The following is a 20,622-nucleotide window of genomic DNA, read 5'->3' as shown; positions in this document are numbered from 1 at the left end:
GGGACTTGCATATCTTTTAATAGCAAGTCCTAGGAGGGAAAGCATGAGTAGCACATTAATCGAAGAAATGATTACATTAACGATAATGGGATCTGCACTAGGCTTAGATGCGTTCTCTGTTGGGTTAGGTATGGGTGTCATTCAACTAAAAATTAGACAAATCTTAAATATAGGTATCGTCATAGGACTATTTCATGTCATTATGCCTCTTTTAGGGATGATTATTGGATACGAACTATCAGATAAATTTGGAAGAATATCAGTACTGCTTGGTGGTGTATTGTTACTAGGAATTGGATTCCATATGATATATTCCACATTATTTGGTAGGGAAGAGAATAAGTTTTCTCCAACTGGAATTGGTTTATTGCTCTTTGCCTTTAGTGTAAGTGTTGATAGTTTTTCTGTTGGGATCAGCCTTGGGACATTTGGTGCGAAAACGTGGTTAACGATTCTACTATTCGGTATTATCAGTACAATTTTAACGTGGGCAGGCTTACTGTTAGGCAGGAGGGTAGAGCAGGAACTAGGGAAGTTTGGCGAATTACTAGGTGGTTCTGTTTTACTATTATTCGGGCTTAAATTATTATTTTTTTCTACATAATGAATTATTAAAGGATGGTGCTACCTGAAAAACATTGGCTCCATCCTTTTATCTATTTATAGGCCATGGTATAAAACAAGCTATAAGATTTGATACTTATTGGGAATAATGGTTTATTATTAAATAGATGATTGAAATGAAAAGCAAACGATGCAAATTCAAAAGTGTAAATAACATAAAAGATATACACATGAAAGTGAGGAAGTTTATGAAAAACATATTGTTTGTATGTACAGGGAATACCTGCAGAAGTCCAATGGCAGAAGCACTTCTAAATCATTATGGGAATGATGCTCATCAAGCAAAATCTGCGGGGGTCTTTGCAATGCCTGGGGAACCAGCTTCAAAGCATGCAATTACTGCGGTAAGCAATAAGGGTATATCAATAAATCATTCCTCAAAACAAGTGACAGAGGATTTATTAAATTGGTCTTCGCATGTATTGACAATGACTGCTAATCATAAACAGTTCTTAGTCTCTAAATATCCTAACTATGAAGAAAAAATATTTACATTACATGAGTATGCGAACGGAAATCATAGAGAAATTTCGGACCCTTATGGAGGTTCATTAATGAAATATGAAAATACACTTAATGAACTAGAAGGTTTAATAAAGAAAATTGTTAATAAAAGTTGATGAAGATTAACTATTTAAAAGCATAATTAGTATCCCATATTCTGAACATAATAGTGTAATATAGAAGTGAAATATATTTAATGGTAAGAAGTAGTACATAACATGAAGTCAATACGGGGGTAACTGTCATATGAAAGTAGCAATAGCATCTGATCACGGTGGAATTAACATACGCCAGGAAATTATGAATTTAATGGATGAAATGGGTATTGAATATAAGGATTTCGGTTGTGAATGTGGTACATCTGTGGATTATCCTGATTATGCTTTTCCAGTTGCTAAAATGGTTGCGAATGGTGAAGTTGACCGCGGTATTTTAGTTTGTGGAACAGGAATTGGGATGTCAATTGCAGCAAATAAAGTTGAAGGTATTCGATGTGCATTAGTGCACGATACTTTTAGTGCGAAAGCAACTAGAGAGCATAATGATACTAACATGCTAGCGATGGGCGAACGAGTTATTGGGCCGGGATTAGCTAGAGATATAGCAAAAATCTGGTTAACAACTGAATTTGAGGGCGGACGTCACGAAAATCGAGTAAATAAAATTAAAGAATACGAAAAACAAATGTAATGAAATAAAACAAATCAGCCGTTAATCCGAAAAAGCTTTTGAAGATTATCGGTTTTTTTAATTCAAAAAATCAATAGGCCTTAATGAATGGAGGATTAACATATGATGGAAGAATTGAGTTTAGTAAAGCAACAAATGACCGCACTATTAACTGAGCTTAAGGAACAAGTTACATTAACTAGTGAACATATTATGGTAGTTGGTTGTAGTACTAGTGAGGTAAGTGGGAAAAAAATTGGAACATCTGGAACAATGGAGGTTGCAAAAGTATTATTTGAGTCATTTAAAACATTTCAGGATGAGACTGGTGTACAATTGGCATTTCAATGCTGTGAACATTTAAATAGGGCACTTGTTGTTCAAAAAGCGACGGCGAAACAACAGTCATTAGAGGAAGTAACCGTAACACCTGTTCGAACAGCAGGTGGTGCCTTAGCTTCATATGCTTATAGAAACTTAGAAAATGCTGTAATAGTAGAATTTATTAAAGCTGATGCCGGAATTGATATTGGCGATACATTAATTGGAATGCATTTAAAACATGTTGCAGTACCATTAAGAACAAGTATAAAAGAAGTTGGACATGCTCATATTTCAGTAGCGAAAACTCGTCCAAAATTAATAGGGGGAGAAAGAGCAATCTATTCCCTTGAAGAAGAAATTAATTTGTAATAGATTGTGAAAGAGGATTTAAGAACATCTAGGACGAAATGTTATATAGATTAAAGATAAAAGATTTATTTCTATTGAAAATCATGGTAAGATAAAATGGAATTCGGTCGTTTTTTCGAATGATAATGTTGATTTATACTTATAATGTTCGTGTTTTATTAAAAGGGGGATGTAGCCATGGAAAACTTAAAAAAGCAAGATCCATCATTGTATGAAGCAATTCAATTAGAATTAGGAAGACAACGTTCTAAAATTGAATTAATTGCTTCAGAAAACTTTGTAAGTGAAGCAGTTATGGAAGCACAAGGTTCAGTATTAACGAATAAATATGCTGAAGGTTACCCAAGTAAACGTTATTATGGTGGTTGCGAATACGTAGACATCGCTGAGAATATTGCTAGAGACCGTGCAAAAGAAATTTTTGGCGCAGAGCACGTAAATGTACAACCTCATTCAGGTGCTCAAGCAAATATGGCAGTATATTTCACGATTTTAAAACATGGTGATACAGTATTAGGTATGAATTTATCACATGGTGGACATTTAACTCATGGAAGTCCTGTTAACTTTAGTGGACTTCAATATAACTTCGTTGAGTACGGAGTAGACCCAGAAACTCAAGTCATTAATTATGAAGATGTATTAGAAAAAGCTCGCGAGCATAAGCCAAAGCTAATTGTAGCTGGTGCAAGTGCATATCCAAGAGCGATTGACTTTAAAAAATTCCGTGAAATCGCTGATGAAGTAGGAGCGTTATTAATGGTTGATATGGCACATATCGCTGGTTTAGTAGCTGCTGGACTTCATCAAAACCCAGTTCCTTTTGCTGACTTTGTTACAACGACAACTCATAAAACATTACGTGGCCCACGTGGTGGAATGATTTTATGTAAAGAAGAGTATGCAAAAGCAATTGATAAATCAATTTTCCCTGGTATTCAAGGTGGACCATTAATGCACGTAATTGCTTCTAAAGCAGTAGCATTTGGTGAAGCTTTACAGGAAGACTTTAAAGTGTATGCTCAAGCGATCATTGATAATGCAAACCGTTTAGCTGAAGCATTAAAAGCACAAGGAATCCAATTAGTATCTGGTGGTACTGACAATCATTTAATCTTAATTGATGTTCGTTCATTAGAATTAACTGGAAAAGTTGCAGAACATGTATTAGATGAAGTGGGTATTACTTGTAACAAAAATACAATCCCATTTGATCCAGCGAGTCCATTTGTAACAAGTGGAATTCGTATTGGTACAGCTGCAGTTACGTCTCGTGGATTTACACTTGAAGACATGGATGAAATAGCTTCTATTATTGCAGATACATTGAAAGATCATGAAAATGAAGAAGTACTTGAAACTTCACGCAAACGCGTTGATGCTTTATCAAGTAAATACGTATTATATCCTGCATATTAATCAATCAAAGCAGCCATTTATTATGGCTGCTTTTTTAATTTAGAATAGTAGAAATTATGTGATTATAGACACAATAAGTTCAATATAATTTGTGAAATACTTCACAAAAAGAAAGTTAAATTAGTTAGAATATAAGTGTAATCATAATAAATAAAATTGACGGAGGAAAAGTATATGTTTATCAATTTTTTAAGAACAAATAATATAGCAGCCGGTGTTTTAACGGTGCTTCGTCTATACTTGGGCTATTCTTGGATAACTGCAGGTTGGGGTAAATTATCTGGTGAGGGATTTGATGCGACAGGATTTCTAACAGGAGCAATTGGTAGTGCAACTGGCGAGCATCCAGCAGTACAAACATGGTGGGCTGACTTTCTAACTAGTTTTGCGTTACCGAATGTAGATTTATTTAACTTCCTAGTACCAATTGGAGAATTTGCTGTGGGTCTTGGGTTAATTCTTGGATGTTTTACAAAAACAGCGATGTTTTTTGGGCTAGTTATGAACTTCGCATTCTTATTTAGTGGAACGACAAGTACGAATCCACAACTAGTTTTATTAGGAATCTTTATTGTTATTGCAGGTACAAATGCTGGTAAATTTGGTCTAGATACTTTTGTTGGTAAATATATTAAAACAAAATTACCTGATTTAAACACGAAAAATAATCAAATGATATAAAAAGTTACTAACTTACTCGTTAGACCTTTGGATTTATAAATACAACAATTATATAAAAATGAAAAATATCTCTTTGAAGTAGTTTAATTCTTAACTCTTTAAAGAGGTATTTTCATTGTTTTATATTATTCTGATATACTTTTGAACATGTTAATAAGGACTAATGTTCTTTAAAAAAGGCAAATGAAATGAAAACGATTTTAAGATCTGACTTGAATTATTTAAACTCTTTCGGTATTCTTTTTAAAGATAATATATTACTAAGTCTTTGCAAGGAGCGATATTAATGAGTAAAGTATACGTTTTTGATCATCCGTTAATTCAGCATAAAGTTACACTTATTCGTAGTAAAGATACTGGAACAAAAGAATTTCGTGCATTAGTAGATGAAGTTGCAGGGTTAATGGCATTTGAAATTACTAGAGATCTTCCTTTACAAGAAGTTGAAATTCAAACACCAGTTGCAACTGCTAAATCAAAGGTAATCGCTGGTAAAAAGTTAGGAATTGTTCCTATTTTACGTGCAGGTTTAGGAATGGTCGACGGATTCCTTCAACTTGTTCCTGCAGCAAAAGTTGGGCATGTTGGCTTATATCGTGATCCAGAAACATTAAAGCCTGTTGAATATTATGTTAAACTTCCTACGGATGTAGAAGAGCGTGATTTCATTGTAATCGATCCAATGTTAGCTACAGGTGGATCTGCTGTTGAGGCGATTAACTCATTAAAAACACGTGGTGCTAAAAACATTAAGTTTATGTGCTTAATTGCAGCTCCAGAAGGTGTTGAAATATTACAACAAGCACATCCTGATGTAGATATTTACATAGCTGCACTTGATGAAAAGTTAAACGATCATGGTTACATCGTACCTGGATTAGGGGACGCTGGAGATCGTTTATTTGGTACGAAATAATAATTAACGCAGCCGCCCTACAAAGGGCTAGCATTCTGCGTTGCACACATGCTTGCAGTGCTCATTGCCGACTAGGGTAAGTCTGAGCCTCGAAAGAAATGCATTTTTAATCAACTGAATCACTAAATGTTTGTTTTTACAAATGGGCTTTCCTCTATGGAAAGCTTTTTTATTTTATATAATTAGGAAAAGTCTTAATGAACAATGTTGGTATAAATCAAATTTAGAGTTATAATAATTAAAAATTTGTTTCGGAAATTGTTTTGATTGAAAAAAGGGGATTAACGTGGGATGTCACTAGAAAAACAGCGTTTAATAATAGATGCAGCAAGATTATACTATGATTCTGATTTTAGTCAACAAGAGGTCGCCAATACTTTAGGGATCTCTCGACCAACTGTTTCAAGATTACTTCAGCAAGCAAAGGAACTTGGTTATGTACGGATCGAAATTATTGACCCGCTAGAGAACAATCATGATTTAGCAAAAGAGTTAAAGAAAAAATATAATTTACAATCAGTCGAGGTTTGTTATTCGCCAATTGATGATTACAGCGAAGTCACACAGATTATTACAAAAAAAGCTGCAGATGTACTCGGAGATTATGTAAATGATGGTGATATTGTAGGGGTTACTTGGGGAACCACAATGTATCACATTGCTAAAAAATTAGAGAAAAAATCTGTAAAAGGTGTAGAAGTTATTCAGTTAAATGGTGGGATTAGTTATTCAAAAACGAATACATATGCATCTGAGACAGTAAACATGTTCGCTGAAGCGTTTAATACAATTCCTAGATATTTACCTTTGCCAGTCATTTTTGATAATCCGCAAGTAAAACAAATGGTTGAATCAGATCGTCATATAGAAAGGCTGATTGAGCTTGGTAAACAATCAAATATTGGGATATTTACAGTCGGAACTGTAAAAAAAGACGCGTTGTTATTTAGAGTTGGATACTTTAATGAGGTAGAAGAACAAGATATACAAACTTATGCAGTAGGGGATATATGCTCACGCTTTTTTGATAAAAAGGGACAAATCTATTCAAATTTACTAAATAGCAGAACAATTGGTATTGAATTAGATGAGTTAAGGAATAAGGAAAAGTCCATTTTAGTGGCGGGTGGGGAGAAAAAAACTGATGCGATTCACGGCGCATTAGTTGGAAAATACGCTAATATTTTAATTACAGATCAATTTACTGCTAAGCGATTAATAGAAATAAATAATGAATAAAAACTTATATTTTTTTAGTTGAAAGACTAATCAAATATAGGTTTTTTTATAGGAAAAACTAACCATGAACATAAGTTCAAATTGTATTTTACAAAATTTCACTAAGGTGATATAGTAAAAGCATGTTCAATAAGTTATAAAAAGTTGTTTTTAAAAGTAGGGAATGAAATGTTTATTCCCATTAAATTATAAATTAATTAAGGAGTGACCCAAATGAGTTACGCAAATTTAGTTGACCATACGTTATTACGTGCAGATGCAAGAAAAGAAGAAATTTTAAAATTAGCTGAGGAAGCTAATGAATTTAGCTTTGCTTCAGTATGTGTTAATCCTACATGGGTTTCATATGCTAGTGAATTATTAAAAGAATCAACTGTAAAAGTTTGTACTGTTATTGGTTTCCCTTTAGGTGCAAACACTCCTGAAGTAAAAGCATTTGAAACAAAGAATGCAATTGAAAATGGTGCAGATGAAGTTGATATGGTAATTAACATTGCAGCATTAAAAGATAGCAATAACGAATTAGTAGAAAGAGACATTCGTGCAGTTGTTGAAGCTGCTAATGGTAAAGCTTTAGTGAAAGTTATTATTGAAACTTGTTTATTAACAGATGAAGAAAAAGTTAGAGCTTGTGAATTATCAGTTAAAGCTGGTGCTGACTTCGTGAAGACATCTACTGGTTTCTCAACTGGTGGAGCAACAGTTGAAGACGTAGCATTAATGCGTAAAACTGTTGGTGCAAACGTAGGAGTAAAAGCTTCTGGTGGAGTTCGTAACTTAAAAGATCTTGAAAATGTAGTATCTGTTGGTGCAACTCGTATTGGAACTAGCTCAGGTGTTAAGATTGTTCAAGGTGAAGAATCAAACACAGCTTATTAATATTAATTTCTAAAAATATTTAATTTACAAAAAAGTGTGTGGGTTATTGCTCTTTCTGAAATTCATTGTTAATATGTAAAAGCGAAGACAAAACTCACACACTTTTAAATGAATTGCCAAACTTTTCATTAGAGGTGATAAAGAGATGAATACACAATCTTTAATAAATGAAGCTATAAAAGCAAGAGAAAATGCATATGCTCCTTACTCTAAATTTAAAGTAGGCGCAGCAATTTTGATGAACGATCAAACTGTGTTTACTGGTTGTAACGTTGAAAACGCTTCATACGGTCTTACAAATTGTGCTGAGAGAACAGCCATTTTTAGTGCAGTAGCTAATGGTAAAGGATCAGGTAAAATTGAAGCGATAGCAATTGTCGGTGATACAGAGGGACCAGTTTCTCCATGTGGCGCATGCAGACAAGTTATTGCTGAATTTAGTGATGAAAACACGAAAGTATTTTTAACAAACTTAAAAGGTGATGTCGCTGAAACGACAATTAACCAATTATTACCAGGTTTATTTAGCTCGAAAGATTTAGAAGTTTAATATATAGTAGATTAATAGTTGTCTGACATCTAACAAGCGTTATACTTGTCTGACATCTTACAAGTTTAAAACTGTGTACGTTTTGAAAGCGCTTATATAAAAATTAAAATCTCGGGGGAGAGTAACATGAAATACATTATCGCACTTATTGGGCTATTAGTTGTATTTGGACTAGCTTTTGTTGCTAGTAGCGATCGTAAAAACATCAAATATCGTCCAGTTGTAATCATGGTAGTTATTCAAATCGTTTTAGCTTTCTTATTATTAAATACAGATGTTGGTTTATTCTTAATTAAAGGTATTTCAAATGGGTTTGGTAAATTATTAGAATATGCTGCTGAAGGTGTTAATTTCGTATTTGGCGGACTAGCAAATGATGGAGCGTTTCCTTTCTTTACAAATGTTTTATTACCAATCGTTTTTATTTCTGCGTTAATTGGTATTTTACAATTTACAAAAGTTCTGCCCTTCATCATTAAATACATTGGTTTAGTTTTAAGTAAAATTAATGGAATGGGTAAATTAGAGTCTTATAATGCTGTTGCTTCAGCAATTTTAGGACAATCAGAGGTTTTCATTTCAGTTAAGAAACAATTAGGACATTTACCTAAAAATCGTCTTTACACATTATGTGCTTCGGCAATGTCAACTGTATCTATGTCAATCGTTGGTGCTTACATGACAATGATCGACCCAAAATATGTAGTAACTGCTATTGTTTTAAATTTATTTGGTGGTTTTATTATTTCATCAATTATTAATCCTTACACAGTAACAGCTGAAGAGGATATTTTAGAAGTTCAAGAAGAAGAAAAACAAACATTTTTTGAAATGCTTGGCGAATATATTTTAGATGGATTTAAAGTAGCAATTATCGTAGCGGCAATGTTAATCGGTTTCGTTGCAATCATTGGTGCGGTTAATAATATCTTTGATATGATTTTTGGTATCTCATTCCAAGGTATTCTTGGTTATGTATTTGCTCCTTTTGCGTTCATTATGGGTGTACCATTTAAAGAAGCTGTTTCTGCAGGTAGTATTATGGCTACTAAATTAGTTTCTAATGAGTTCGTAGCTATGATGGATCTTGGTAAACAAGCAAAAGAATTTAGCCCACGTACATTAGGAATCGTATCTGTATTCTTAGTATCATTTGCTAACTTCTCTTCAATCGGTATTATCGCAGGTGCAGTTAAAGGTTTACATGAAAAACAAGGTAATGTTGTAGCTCGTTTCGGTCTTAAATTATTATTCGGTGCAACATTAGTAAGTGTATTAACAGCGATCATCGTAGGTATCGTTTTAAATTAAATTTATCCAAGCGTTTGATTTTATATCAAGCGCTTGTACTTTTTTCTGTATATCATATTACTAGGAGGGTTGAGTTTAATAAGATTATTACTTTCTTATTAAATGAATCGATATGGCAACCGTAGGATTACTTTTATCTGGTGCGACTCTATTTTTGAATAGTCTTGTATTATTAAATAAAGCTGATGCAAAAAGTGCATCACTTCTAAATATATTTGTTGGTGCATTACAAGTAATCATTCCTTTATATTTATTAACAAATATGGGGGATGGCAAGTGGGAATTATATAATCTTGCTTGTATTTTCTTCTTCGGAATAACTTACTTATATAATGGTTTTACGAATTTAAAAGGTTTTAGTGCCACTGGCTTGGGTTGGTTTTCACTTTGGGTATCAATTATGTCCGTTTTATATGCATTAGTAAGCTTTATACTTATTCATGATATTGTGAACGGATTGTTATGGGTTCTTTGGGCTTACTTATGGTACTTATTCTTTGCAGGCATAGTGTTAGGAAAGAAAATTGAAAGATATACTGGGATTGTTGCTATGATTCAATCTTGGATTACTATCACACTTCCTGCATTCTTAATGATACTAGGTGTATGGCAAAATGAGGTTGTAACGAAAGCTTGGATTGTTATTTTAGGCGCGGCAGTTTTATACTTTGTGATAAATGAAGTAAAATCAGTTGTTAAACAGAAAAGATTTCAGCTCTTTAACCAGGCGGAATTAAAAAATTAATGAAATGTTTCAATAATATAAGTAACTTGTAGACTAACTTTTACGGATCAACCCGTTAAGTTAGTCTTTTTTTATTGGTAGATTCCTATTATAAATGGAGATAAAAAGTCTGGGGTTGGACTACTAAAATGGTAACTAGAAATTTTTGTTCTCTTTAGAGAAAATTTCCTTTTTATACATGAATGAAGGAGTAGTGAGAAATGATATAGGAAAATAAATGTCTAAAAAGGAGAAAGTTCATTGAATGAAAAAGAATTATTTTAAAATAATTATATGTCTAGTTTTTTTCCTTGTTCCAATGAAAAATTATACTGTTCTGGCAAAAGAACAGCAGAAAAAAGTAGCGTTATTTTCCATTCAGGATGGGATGCTAACCCAAGCACTAAAGTATATGGGAAAATATTACCCTGATATAAAGGTGAGACAAAAGTTTACAGAAACATATTATGGATTTTCAGTATCTGGCTCACTAGAAGAATTGTCACAAATAGCAAAAATGCCTTTAGTAAATGATTTCCATTTTGTAACTACTTACAAAGCACATGTGGAGGAAAGCATTCCTTTTATCGGTGCAGATGAAGCGGAGAATTATCGAGATCAACGTGGAAGAATCATTACAGGTGAAGGGATTAAAGTCGGCATAATTGATACTGGTGTTGATTATCGACACCCAGATTTAAAATCAAATTATAGTGGCGGGTACGATACAATCGATCAAGATAAAGATCCGATGGAGACAAGGCTTGAAGAAAGAAGTACATTCCACGGTACTCATGTTGCAGGTGTAATTGCTGCTAACGGTAAAAGAAAAGGTGTAGCACCAAAAGCACAAATCTATGCATATCGAGCACTTGGACCAGGTGGAGTAGGAACATCTGAAACGGTATTGGCAGCAATCGAACGTGCGGTAAAGGATAAGGTCGACATTATAAACTTATCACTTGGCAACGAAGTAAATGGACCGGATTGGCCTACAAGTATCGCATTAAACAAGGCAGTAGAAAAAGGGGTGCTTGCAATTACTGCAGCAGGAAACTCTGGCCCTGGATTATGGACAGTTGGATCACCTGCAACTGCAGCAAAAGCTCTATCTGTTGGTGCGAGCTATCCACCTTTGTATTTCCCATCTATTCATATTAAAGAAAAAGAACAAATTATTACCCCGATGATCGGATCTTCCAAGTGGCCACGGGATTTAGATGGTAAAATCGTTTTTAAAAAGTACGGAGATAAGAGTGAAATGAAGAGAGTACGAAATAAATTCGTATTGTTAGAGAGAGGGAAGCTTACATTTACCGATAAGGTTAAAAATGCAGAAGCGGCGGGTGCGAAAGCAGTTATTGTCTTTAATAATGTGGATGGTGATTTTGTAGGACAAATAAAAGGAAATATAAAAATACCTGCTGCTACCGTCTCTAGAAAAGTAGGGTTAGCGATCCAAAAAGAAATAGAAAAGGGTAAAACGATCGCGACGACGGGGCAAGAAAAAAAGGTCGATGTGCTAGCGGATTTTAGTTCAAGAGGTCCAGTTACTGGAACATGGCAAATGAAACCTGACCTAGTAGCGCCAGGTGTGCAGATTAAAAGTACAATTCCTGGAGGTTATTTATCATTACAAGGTACGAGTATGGCTAGCCCTCATGTTGCAGGTGCAGCTGCTTTACTAAAACAATTACATCCTAATTGGAGTATGGATGATTTAAAAAGTGTCCTTGTAAATACAGCAACACCATTATATAAGAATAATAAAACGGTCTATCATTCATATGAACAAGGTGCGGGCAGATTAGATATTGATAAAGCTTTAGAAACTGAAACAACACTATTTCCTACCTCTTTATCTTTAGGTGTAACGAAGAAAGAGAGTGCGTCAATAGAGAAGGACTTCACTGTTAGGGTTTCTAATAAATCAAATAAAGAAAAACAAGTAATGACGACAAATAATCAACAGGTTAACGGAATAAAATGGGTATTACCAAAAACTTTCACTATTCCACCAAATACTTCTAAATCCATTAAACTCCATGCGACGGTGGACACAAAAGTTTTAAAAGATGGATTCTATGATGGTGCAATTACCGTTAGTACGCCAGATGAAACATTACGAATGCCTTACTTATTGCTGCAAGGAGAACCGAATTTTCCAACTGTAATGGGATTTCACTTTGGTAGGGTAAAAGGTAAAGGTAAAGGTAGTTATAAATATGAATTATATTTACCGAGTAAAGTTGAGGAATTCAAAATTGCAGTGTTTGAAGCAGAGACATTTCGTTTGATAGATGTAATTGATCAACAAAAGAACAGTGAGCGTGGAATTATAAAGAAGGAGTTGGTATTAAAAAACTTCCCAAAAAGTGGTATTTTCAAGTTTGTCATCTTCTATAAACGTAAACAATATGAGAGTGCAACTGAATCTTATGTAAATGTTTCTAGAATATATGTAGAAGACTAAAAATTGGTAAGCGATTTTTAATAGTTTTTTAATTTAAGTAATTGACACATTTTTGTAACATATTGTATGCTTAACATGAATGTTTAAAAGGGTTTTTATTGAATGTAAACCCTTTCTATTTAAATATTTTGAATATGTGAACATTTTGTGAACTTAGCTTTAATGTGGAGATTTTAATAAATATTTGTTGTATCATAAACCATGATAAGAATTTTGGCAATTTTTTGGGAAAGAATGAAAATTGACGTGTGGAGGGATTGGCTATGAAAAACAACAATCAACATCCTCTTAAAGCAATGGCACTCATGTCTTCCATTCTAGCTCAACTTGTTGGATCTATTCTAATAGGAATCTTTCTCGGAAGATGGATTGACACATATTTTGATTGGCCTGTTCCAGTATTTATGATAATCGGATTATTGTTGGGATTATTCACTGGTATCTACGGCACACTTAAGCTAATTAAGCAATTTACTCCAGGGGACTAGTTACATGCAAAAAGAACATTTTAGACGTTTCGCACGAGATATGTTATACATTACTGCCCTTGCAGTTTTAGGATGGGCATTTACCGACTATAAAACAATCTTTACAGGTTATATTCTCGGTATCGTAACTAGCTTTTACTGTATATGGATTCTACACAGAAAGATAAATACCTTTTTTGATCGAGTTTTAAAGCAACAAAAAGTTCGTTCACTTGGTACTGTAATTTGTCTTTCAGCGGTGGCTCTAGCAATGGTCATCGCCCTTCGGTATGACGATTTTGTCAATATACCGGCATTAACGGTGGGACTAATGACAGGACATCTTGTCATTATGATAAATTTTGCATTACAACATACGTCTTTTGCAAGGAAGAGAGGTGAATAAATTGGAACACGGCACTTATGGTTTTAATTTTCTTGGTTTAGATTTTACTTTAACAAATGTTCTGATGACTACCATTGCTGCAGTAATTGTTTTTATCATCGCAATTGCATGTTCAAGAAGTCTGCAACTTCGCCCGTCGGGAAAGCAAAACTTTTTTGAATGGGTTATAGATTTCGTTAAAAACATTATCAACAGTACAATGGATTGGGAAACTGGTGGTCGCTTCCTTACACTAGGTGTGACATTACTTATGTACATATTTGTTTCAAATATGTTAGGTCTTCCATTCGATATTTCAGTCGATGGAAAATCAGTTTGGAAATCACCTACATCTGACCCAGTTATCACGTTATCATTAGCAATCTTTATTGTTGGGTTATCACATTATTATGGTATTAAAATGAGAGGCTTTAAGGCTTATGGAAAAGGATTTTTCCAGCCGATGGGATTCTTATTTCCACTAAAGATTATTGAAGAGTTAGCAAACACATTAACGTTAGGTCTTCGTCTTTACGGGAACATTTTTGCAGGTGAGATCTTATTAGGATTACTTGCAACAATGGGAACACATGCTTATGCAACAAGTGCAGGAGAGGGTATTCTTTGGACAATCGCTGCAGCAGTACCAATGCTAGTATGGCAAGGTTTCTCTGTTTTCGTTGGTTCAATCCAAGCGTTTATCTTCGTAATGTTAACAATGGTTTACCTGTCACATAAAGTGGCGGACGAGCATTAATTGCTCAATAACATAGTTAGTTCGTTAAAATTCAAATAAAAATATATTTCTTAGGTATAAGAAGGAGGAAATTTAAAATGGCTTTAATCGCAGCGGCAATCGCAATAGGTTTAGGTGCACTAGGTGCAGGTATTGGTAATGGTTTAATTGTTTCACGTACAGTAGAAGGTGTTGCTCGTCAACCAGAATTACGTTCAACTCTTCAAACTTTAATGTTCATCGGGGTTGCATTAGTTGAGGCACTTCCAATCATCGCAGTAGTTATCGCTTTCATGGCTTTCGGTAAAGCGTAAGATTATACAATTAGTTTAAAAATGGCGAAGTTTGTGTTCACATTTACTTCGCCTTTCCTTTATGACACTCGTTATAAAGATTCCTTTTGAAAGTTAAGTTCAGTCAGTTAGTGACACGGACTATGTTATAAAGAAAAAATCATTAAATGAAACCCTTGAAGGGAGTGAAGGCTTGTGTTAAACGGATCACTATTCGTATTAGCTGAAGCAGGGCATAGCGGTATTGCTTGGGGCGATGTCGTGTATCAATTATTAATCTTCGTAATCCTACTTGCACTTCTAGGTAAATATGCCTTAGGACCAGTAATGGGAATTATGAAACAACGTGAAAATCACATCGCTAATCAACTAGATTCAGCTGAAAAAAGTAATGCTGAAGCAATGAAACTAGTTGAAGAGCAAAAGCAAGAGTTAGTTGCAGCTCGTACAGAAGCTCGTGAGCTTCTTGAGAAAGCTAGAAAACAAGCTGATGTTCAACGTGAAGAAATCGTTGCGGCAGCAAAAACTGAAGCTGAAAACATGAAAGAAAGCGCTAAGCGTGAAATTATTCGTGAAAAAGAGCTTGCAGTACAATCAGTTCAACAACAAGTGGCTTCATTATCTGTATTAATTGCTTCTAAAGTACTTGAAAAAGAAGTGAAGTCTGAAGACGCATCTGCTATTTTTGATCAATATCTTAAAGAAGTAGGCGAAGCGAAATGAGTAACGAATTAGTTGCAAAACGCTATGCAAACGCTCTTTTTGAATTAGCAACAGAACAAAATTTAGTAGAAACTGTTGAACATGACCTACAAGTTGTAAAAAAGGAATATGTAGAAAACAATGAGTTACACAAGTTTCTACAACATCCTGGAATCACAAAAGAAAGCAAAAAGTCTGTATTAAACGAGACATTTGCTTCAATCTCTGAAACTGTACTTAACCTAGTTTGCTTACTAGTTGATCGCCAACGTTTAAGCATCATTCCAAACTTAGTAACTGAGTATGTGAATATTGCGAATGAAACTCGTAATATTGCAGATGCAACAGTTTACTCTGTGACGGCAATGTCTTCTGAAGAACTAGAAAAAATCGGAGCTCTATTCGCTTCGAAATTAGGTAAAAATTCTATACGAATCAAAAACGAAATTGATTCATCATTAATTGGTGGTTACAAAGTTCGTGTTGGAAATCGTATTTTTGACGGCAGCTTAAAAAATAAGCTTGTACGTATTGAACGTGAATTAATCGCAAAATAGTTTGTAGATAGGGGTGAAATGCATGAGCATCAAAGCTGAAGAAATCAGTGCGCTGATTAAAAAGCAAATCGAAAATTACCAAACTGAAATAGAAGTTAGTGATGTTGGTACAGTTATCCAAGTTGGTGACGGTATCGCTCGTGCTCATGGTCTTGACCAATGTATGTCTGGAGAGCTAGTTGAGTTCTCTAACGGCGTTATGGGACTAGCACAAAACTTAGAAGAAAACAACGTAGGTATTATCATCTTAGGACCTTACACAGGTATTAAAGAAGGCGACGAAGTTCGTCGTACTGGACGCATCATGCAAGTTCCAGTTGGTGAAGCATTAGTAGGACGTGTAGTAAACTCATTAGGTCAACCAGTTGATGGATTAGGCCCAATTGAAACAACTAAAACTCGTCCAATTGAAAACGCAGCACCAGGCGTAATGGCACGTAAATCAGTACATGAGCCATTACAAACAGGTATCAAAGCGATCGACGCTCTTGTACCAATCGGACGTGGACAACGTGAGTTAATCATCGGTGACCGTCAAACTGGTAAAACAGCAGTTGCTATCGATACAATTCTTAACCAAGCTGACCAAGACATGATCTGTATCTATGTTGCGATCGGACAAAAAGAATCAACAGTTCGTGGACTTGTTGAAACTTTACGTAAGCATGGCGCTTTAGATTACACAATCGTTGTAACTGCACCTGCTTCATCTCCAGCTCCAATGTTATACTTAGCTCCTTTCGCTGGTGTAACAATGGGTGAAGAGTTCATGTACAATGGTAAACACGTATTAGTAGTATACGATGATTTATCTAAACAAGCGGTAGCTTACCGTGAGCTTTCATTACTATTAAAACGTCCTCCAGGCCGTGAAGCTTACCCAGGGGATGTATTCTACTTACACTCTCGCTTATTAGAGCGTGCAGCTAAGTTAAATGATGAGTTAGGTGGCGGTTCATTAACTGCATTACCATTCATCGAAACACAAGCTGGTGATATCTCAGCTTATATTCCAACAAACGTAATCTCGATTACTGACGGACAAATATTCTTACAGTCTGACTTATTCTTCTCTGGCGTACGTCCAGCGATTAACGCGGGTCTTTCTGTATCACGTGTTGGTGGTTCAGCGCAAACAAAAGCGATGAAATCAGTAGCAGGTACGCTACGTCTTGACTTAGCGTCATTCCGTGAGCTTGAAGCATTTGCTGCGTTCGGTTCTGACTTAGATAAAGCTACGCAAGCTAAACTTAACCGTGGTGCTCGTACAGTTGAAATCTTAAAACAAGGTTTACACAAACCTTTAAAAGTAGAAAAACAAGTAGTTAGTCTTTATGCTCTAACACGTGGTCACTTAGACAGCGTACCGGTTGAAGACATCACTCGTTTTGAAGAAGAAATGTTATCTTGGATGGATTCAAATGCTAAAGGTCTTTTAGATGCTATTCGTACTTCTGGTAAATTACCAAACGAAGCTGACCTTAATGCTGCGATCGATAGCTTTAAAAAGAACTTTGTTGCTTCTAAATAAGAAAGCAATTTAAATAACTGATATTGAAGGAACGAGCTTTAGCTCGTCCTTCCTTTAACTGTTTACCAAAAGGTGGTGAAAACCTGTGGCATCATTACGCGATATAAAAACGAAAATTAATTCAACAAAAAAGACAAGCCAAATCACAAAAGCGATGGAGATGGTTTCTGCTGCGAAATTAAACCGTGCTGACCAAAATGCTAAGCAATTTGTTCCTTATATGGAAAAAATGCAAGAAGTAGTTGGTAGCATTGCGAAAGGTGTAAACAGTAGACATCCGATGCTTGTAACTCGTCCTGTTAAAAAGACTGGTTATATTGTTATCACTTCAGACCGTGGTTTAGCTGGTGCATTCAATAGTAATGTATTACGTGCTGTAACAAATACAATTAAAGAGCGTCATCGTTCAAATGATGAGTTTGCTGTTATTGTATTAGGACGTGTTGGACGTGATTACTTTAATCGTTTAGGTTATCCAATCGTTGAAGAGGTTTTAGGTATTCCTGATCAACCTTCATTCGATGACATTCAAAAGTTTGCTAATCGTACAGTTCAAATGTACTCTGATGGCATTTTTGATGAGCTTTACTTATCTTATAACCATTTCGTAAGTAAGATTTCTCAAGAAGTAACTGAGAAAAAGCTTTTACCTTTAACAGATATTGACACAGGTAAAGCAACTACTAATTACGAATTTGAACCTTCTGATGATGAAATCCTAGAAGTTTTACTGCCACAATACGCAGAAAGCTTAATCTACGGTGCATTATTAGATAGTAAAGCAAGTGAACATGCTTCTCGTATGACGGCTATGAAAAGTGCGACTGATAACGCGAAAGAAGTTATTAGCAAGCTTACTCTTCACTATAACCGTGCACGTCAAGCTGCAATTACGCAAGAAATTACTGAGATTGTCGGCGGTGCAGCAGCATTAGGTTAATTCTGCCTTCAATGACATATAAATCGTTCGGCTTTTAAGGAAACAATGCTAGGAGGAAAAGCGATGAGCAATGGTATTATTACTCAGGTATTAGGACCAGTAGTAGACGTTAAGTTCGAAAACGGCCAATTACCACAAATTTATCATGCGTTACGTGTTCGTCAAGAAGCGGGCAGCGCAAATGAAGTTAACATTGAATTAACATTAGAAGTTGCTCTTCACTTAGGTGACGATACTGTTCGTACAGTTGCAATGGCTTCAACTGATGGATTAGTACGTGGAATGGAAGCAGTTAACACAGGTAAACCAATTTCGGTTCCAGTTGGTGACGCTACATTAGGACGCGTATTCAATGTATTAGGTGACAACATTGACTTAGATGAAGAATTAGGGGAAGACGTTCGTCGTGACCCAATTCACCGTCAAGCACCTAAATTTGAAGAATTAACTACAAAAGTAGAAATCCTTGAAACTGGTATCAAAGTAGTAGACTTATTAGCTCCTTACATCAAAGGTGGTAAAATCGGTCTATTCGGTGGTGCAGGTGTAGGTAAAACGGTATTAATTCAAGAATTAATCAACAACATCGCACAAGAGCACGGCGGTATTTCAGTATTCGCTGGTGTAGGTGAGCGTACTCGTGAAGGTAACGACTTATACCACGAAATGAAAGACTCAGGCGTTATCAAGAAAACAGCGATGGTATTCGGACAAATGAATGAGCCACCTGGAGCACGTCAACGTGTTGCATTAACTGGTTTAACAATGGCTGAATATTTCCGTGATGAGCAAGGACAAGACGTGTTATTCTTTATCGATAACATCTTCCGTTTCACTCAAGCAGGTTCTGAGGTTTCTGCCCTATTAGGTCGTATGCCTTCTGCGGTAGGTTACCAACCAACTCTTGCTACTGAAATGGGACAATTACAAGAGCGTATTACTTCAACAAACAAAGGTTCTGTAACTTCGATTCAAGCGATTTACGTACCAGCCGATGACTATACGGATCCAGCACCAGCTACAGCGTTCGCTCACTTAGATGCAACAACTAACTTAGAGCGTCGTTTATCTGAGATGGGTATTTACCCAGCGGTAGATCCATTAGCATCTACATCTCGTGCGTTAAACCCAGAAATCGTTGGAGCTGAGCACTATGAAATAGCTCGTCAAGTTCAATCAACATTACAACGTTATAGAGAACTTCAAGATATCATCGCAATCTTAGGTATGGATGAGTTATCAGAAGAAGATAAATTAGTCGTAGCTCGTGCTCGTCGTATTCAATTCTTCTTATCTCAAAACTTCCACGTTGCGGAGCAATTCACTGGACAAAAAGGTTCTTACGTACCAGTTAAAGAAACTGTAAGTGGATTCAAAGAGATCTTAGAAGGTAAATATGATACGCTTCCTGAAGATGCATTCCGTTTAGTTGGACGCATTGAAGAAGTAGTAGAAAAAGCAAAAACACTAGTATAATATTTGTCTAATTGAAATCTCGTTCTTTCATCGTTTGATCATAAGAACTTGATTTGCTCACAAAGCTAGACAGGAGGAGTTAACTATGAAGACAATGAAAGTCAGTATCGTCACTCCTAATGGACCGGCTTATGAAGGCGAAACAGAATTCGTTAGCACGAAAGCAACTAGCGGTGAGCTTGGTATTTTACCTGGACACATTTCAACTGTGGCACCGTTAGCAACAGCACCTGTTAAAATTAAAACACCAACTGGAACTGATTTTGTTGCAGTTAGTGGCGGATTCATTGAAATTCGACCTGAAGCCGTTACAATATTGGCTCAATCTGCTGAAGCATCAACTGAAATTAATGTTGAGCGTGCAGTAGAAGCAAAAAAACGTGCAGAACAACGTTTACAAGAAAAACGTCCTGACACAGATATCAAACGTGCGGAACTTGCTTTACACAAAGCAATGAACCGTCTGAATGTAGCACAATATAAGTAATTTTTTATAAAAAAGAGGGCCCTTACTGGGCTCTTTTTTATTGAAATCAAGTAAAATTATAATAGTATGGATCTTCTTAATTTTTAACCTTAAACAATTCCCTCATTTTTTCTCATCATCACATGAATATACCAAAATTTTTTTTCGATATTTGCTTTTATTAAGTGAGTTGTGGAAATGTTGATAACTTTCTGTGGATTTGTGGATAACTTTTATATTGATATAAAAATTTGATAAATATCCCAATTGATTTAAAGTTTCTATTAATATTAATTGTTGATTATACTTAATTCATTAAGAGTATGAATAGTAAATAGTTTGTTCGTTAGTTCCTGGAATGGATATTAACATTCTTTTTTTACAGAG

The 20,622-nt window shown here is 35.2% G+C and carries 23 protein-coding genes; all 23 read left to right on the top strand.

Features of this window, described 5'->3' with window-relative positions; genetic code table 11:
- The first annotated feature begins 43 nt into the window (after nucleotides 1-43).
- The 23 genes from V7056_RS00705 (at nucleotide 44) to V7056_RS00595 (ending at nucleotide 20,256) form a co-directional block, all read left to right on the top strand.
- Nucleotides 44-604, top strand: coding sequence for a manganese efflux pump MntP (locus tag V7056_RS00705; RefSeq protein WP_499698449.1), 561 nt, complete (start codon nucleotides 44-46; stop codon nucleotides 602-604).
- 208 nt (nucleotides 605-812) lie between these two features.
- Entirely contained in the window at nucleotides 813-1,244 is a 432-nt protein-coding gene (locus V7056_RS00700; RefSeq protein ID WP_499698448.1) for a low molecular weight protein arginine phosphatase, read from the top strand.
- A gap of 130 nt (nucleotides 1,245-1,374) precedes the next feature.
- Entirely contained in the window at nucleotides 1,375-1,818 is a 444-nt protein-coding gene (gene rpiB / locus V7056_RS00695) for a ribose 5-phosphate isomerase B (protein WP_499698447.1), read from the top strand.
- A 105-nt stretch (nucleotides 1,819-1,923) separates the two neighbouring features.
- Nucleotides 1,924-2,490, top strand: a complete 567-nt coding sequence (locus V7056_RS00690; RefSeq protein ID WP_499698534.1) for a TIGR01440 family protein — start codon at nucleotides 1,924-1,926, stop codon at nucleotides 2,488-2,490.
- Between the two features lie 177 nt (nucleotides 2,491-2,667).
- Nucleotides 2,668-3,909 (top strand): serine hydroxymethyltransferase, encoded by a 1,242-nt coding sequence (glyA, locus tag V7056_RS00685; protein WP_499698446.1) that lies wholly within the window; start codon nucleotides 2,668-2,670, stop codon nucleotides 3,907-3,909.
- Between the two features lie 174 nt (nucleotides 3,910-4,083).
- Nucleotides 4,084-4,590 (top strand): DoxX family protein, encoded by a 507-nt coding sequence (locus tag V7056_RS00680; RefSeq protein WP_499698445.1) that lies wholly within the window; start codon nucleotides 4,084-4,086, stop codon nucleotides 4,588-4,590.
- A 286-nt stretch (nucleotides 4,591-4,876) separates the two neighbouring features.
- Nucleotides 4,877-5,506 (top strand): uracil phosphoribosyltransferase, encoded by a 630-nt coding sequence (gene upp / locus V7056_RS00675; RefSeq protein ID WP_088001407.1) that lies wholly within the window; start codon nucleotides 4,877-4,879, stop codon nucleotides 5,504-5,506.
- Between the two features lie 291 nt (nucleotides 5,507-5,797).
- A complete protein-coding gene (gene deoR / locus V7056_RS00670; RefSeq protein ID WP_499698444.1) occupies nucleotides 5,798-6,745 on the top strand; it encodes a DNA-binding transcriptional repressor DeoR in 948 nt (315 codons plus the stop codon).
- Between the two features lie 213 nt (nucleotides 6,746-6,958).
- On the top strand, nucleotides 6,959-7,624 hold the full coding sequence (gene deoC / locus V7056_RS00665; RefSeq protein WP_499698443.1) for a deoxyribose-phosphate aldolase: 666 nt from the start codon (nucleotides 6,959-6,961) through the stop codon (nucleotides 7,622-7,624).
- Nucleotides 7,625-7,769: 145 nt separating this feature from the next.
- Nucleotides 7,770-8,174 (top strand): cytidine deaminase, encoded by a 405-nt coding sequence (locus V7056_RS00660; protein ID WP_088001401.1) that lies wholly within the window; start codon nucleotides 7,770-7,772, stop codon nucleotides 8,172-8,174.
- A gap of 126 nt (nucleotides 8,175-8,300) precedes the next feature.
- Complete coding sequence (locus V7056_RS00655; protein WP_499698442.1) at nucleotides 8,301-9,485, top strand: NupC/NupG family nucleoside CNT transporter; 1,185 nt, start codon at nucleotides 8,301-8,303, stop codon at nucleotides 9,483-9,485.
- A 112-nt stretch (nucleotides 9,486-9,597) separates the two neighbouring features.
- The gene (locus tag V7056_RS00650; protein WP_499698441.1) at nucleotides 9,598-10,230 is read left to right on the top strand and encodes an AmiS/UreI family transporter; all 633 of its coding nucleotides are present in this window, start codon (nucleotides 9,598-9,600) and stop codon (nucleotides 10,228-10,230) included.
- Between the two features lie 244 nt (nucleotides 10,231-10,474).
- On the top strand, nucleotides 10,475-12,682 hold the full coding sequence (locus V7056_RS00645; protein WP_499698440.1) for a S8 family serine peptidase: 2,208 nt from the start codon (nucleotides 10,475-10,477) through the stop codon (nucleotides 12,680-12,682).
- A gap of 263 nt (nucleotides 12,683-12,945) precedes the next feature.
- A complete protein-coding gene (locus V7056_RS00640; RefSeq protein ID WP_088001393.1) occupies nucleotides 12,946-13,170 on the top strand; it encodes an AtpZ/AtpI family protein in 225 nt (74 codons plus the stop codon).
- A gap of 4 nt (nucleotides 13,171-13,174) precedes the next feature.
- Nucleotides 13,175-13,555: an ATP synthase subunit I gene (locus V7056_RS00635; protein ID WP_088001391.1), complete on the top strand. Its 381-nt coding sequence runs from the start codon at nucleotides 13,175-13,177 to the stop codon at nucleotides 13,553-13,555.
- A gap of 1 nt (nucleotide 13,556) precedes the next feature.
- Nucleotides 13,557-14,291 carry a F0F1 ATP synthase subunit A gene (gene atpB, locus V7056_RS00630; RefSeq protein ID WP_499698439.1) on the top strand — a complete coding sequence of 245 codons (735 nt, stop codon included), beginning with the start codon at nucleotides 13,557-13,559 and terminating at the stop codon, nucleotides 14,289-14,291.
- Between the two features lie 77 nt (nucleotides 14,292-14,368).
- Nucleotides 14,369-14,584, top strand: coding sequence for a F0F1 ATP synthase subunit C (gene atpE / locus V7056_RS00625; RefSeq protein WP_025568599.1), 216 nt, complete (start codon nucleotides 14,369-14,371; stop codon nucleotides 14,582-14,584).
- Between the two features lie 174 nt (nucleotides 14,585-14,758).
- The gene (gene atpF / locus V7056_RS00620; RefSeq protein ID WP_499698438.1) at nucleotides 14,759-15,286 is read left to right on the top strand and encodes a F0F1 ATP synthase subunit B; all 528 of its coding nucleotides are present in this window, start codon (nucleotides 14,759-14,761) and stop codon (nucleotides 15,284-15,286) included.
- Entirely contained in the window at nucleotides 15,283-15,822 is a 540-nt protein-coding gene (locus tag V7056_RS00615) for a F0F1 ATP synthase subunit delta (protein WP_499698437.1), read from the top strand. Before atpF ends, V7056_RS00615 begins: the two co-directional genes overlap by 4 nt.
- Before the next feature lie 22 nt (nucleotides 15,823-15,844).
- Entirely contained in the window at nucleotides 15,845-17,353 is a 1,509-nt protein-coding gene (atpA, locus tag V7056_RS00610) for a F0F1 ATP synthase subunit alpha (RefSeq protein ID WP_499698436.1), read from the top strand.
- Between the two features lie 85 nt (nucleotides 17,354-17,438).
- Entirely contained in the window at nucleotides 17,439-18,293 is an 855-nt protein-coding gene (gene atpG / locus V7056_RS00605) for an ATP synthase F1 subunit gamma (protein ID WP_088001381.1), read from the top strand.
- 63 nt (nucleotides 18,294-18,356) lie between these two features.
- Nucleotides 18,357-19,769, top strand: a complete 1,413-nt coding sequence (atpD, locus tag V7056_RS00600) for a F0F1 ATP synthase subunit beta (RefSeq protein ID WP_499698435.1) — start codon at nucleotides 18,357-18,359, stop codon at nucleotides 19,767-19,769.
- An 85-nt stretch (nucleotides 19,770-19,854) separates the two neighbouring features.
- Nucleotides 19,855-20,256 carry a F0F1 ATP synthase subunit epsilon gene (locus V7056_RS00595; protein ID WP_088001376.1) on the top strand — a complete coding sequence of 134 codons (402 nt, stop codon included), beginning with the start codon at nucleotides 19,855-19,857 and terminating at the stop codon, nucleotides 20,254-20,256.
- The last annotated feature ends 366 nt before the right edge of the window (nucleotides 20,257-20,622 follow it).

Source organism: Bacillus sp. JJ664, from assembly GCF_036962205.1.
Classification (GTDB): Bacteria; Bacillota; Bacilli; order Bacillales; family Bacillaceae_G; genus Gottfriedia.
Note: the sequence above shows the minus strand (reverse complement) of the source record. Positions and strands in the feature narration are given on the sequence as shown.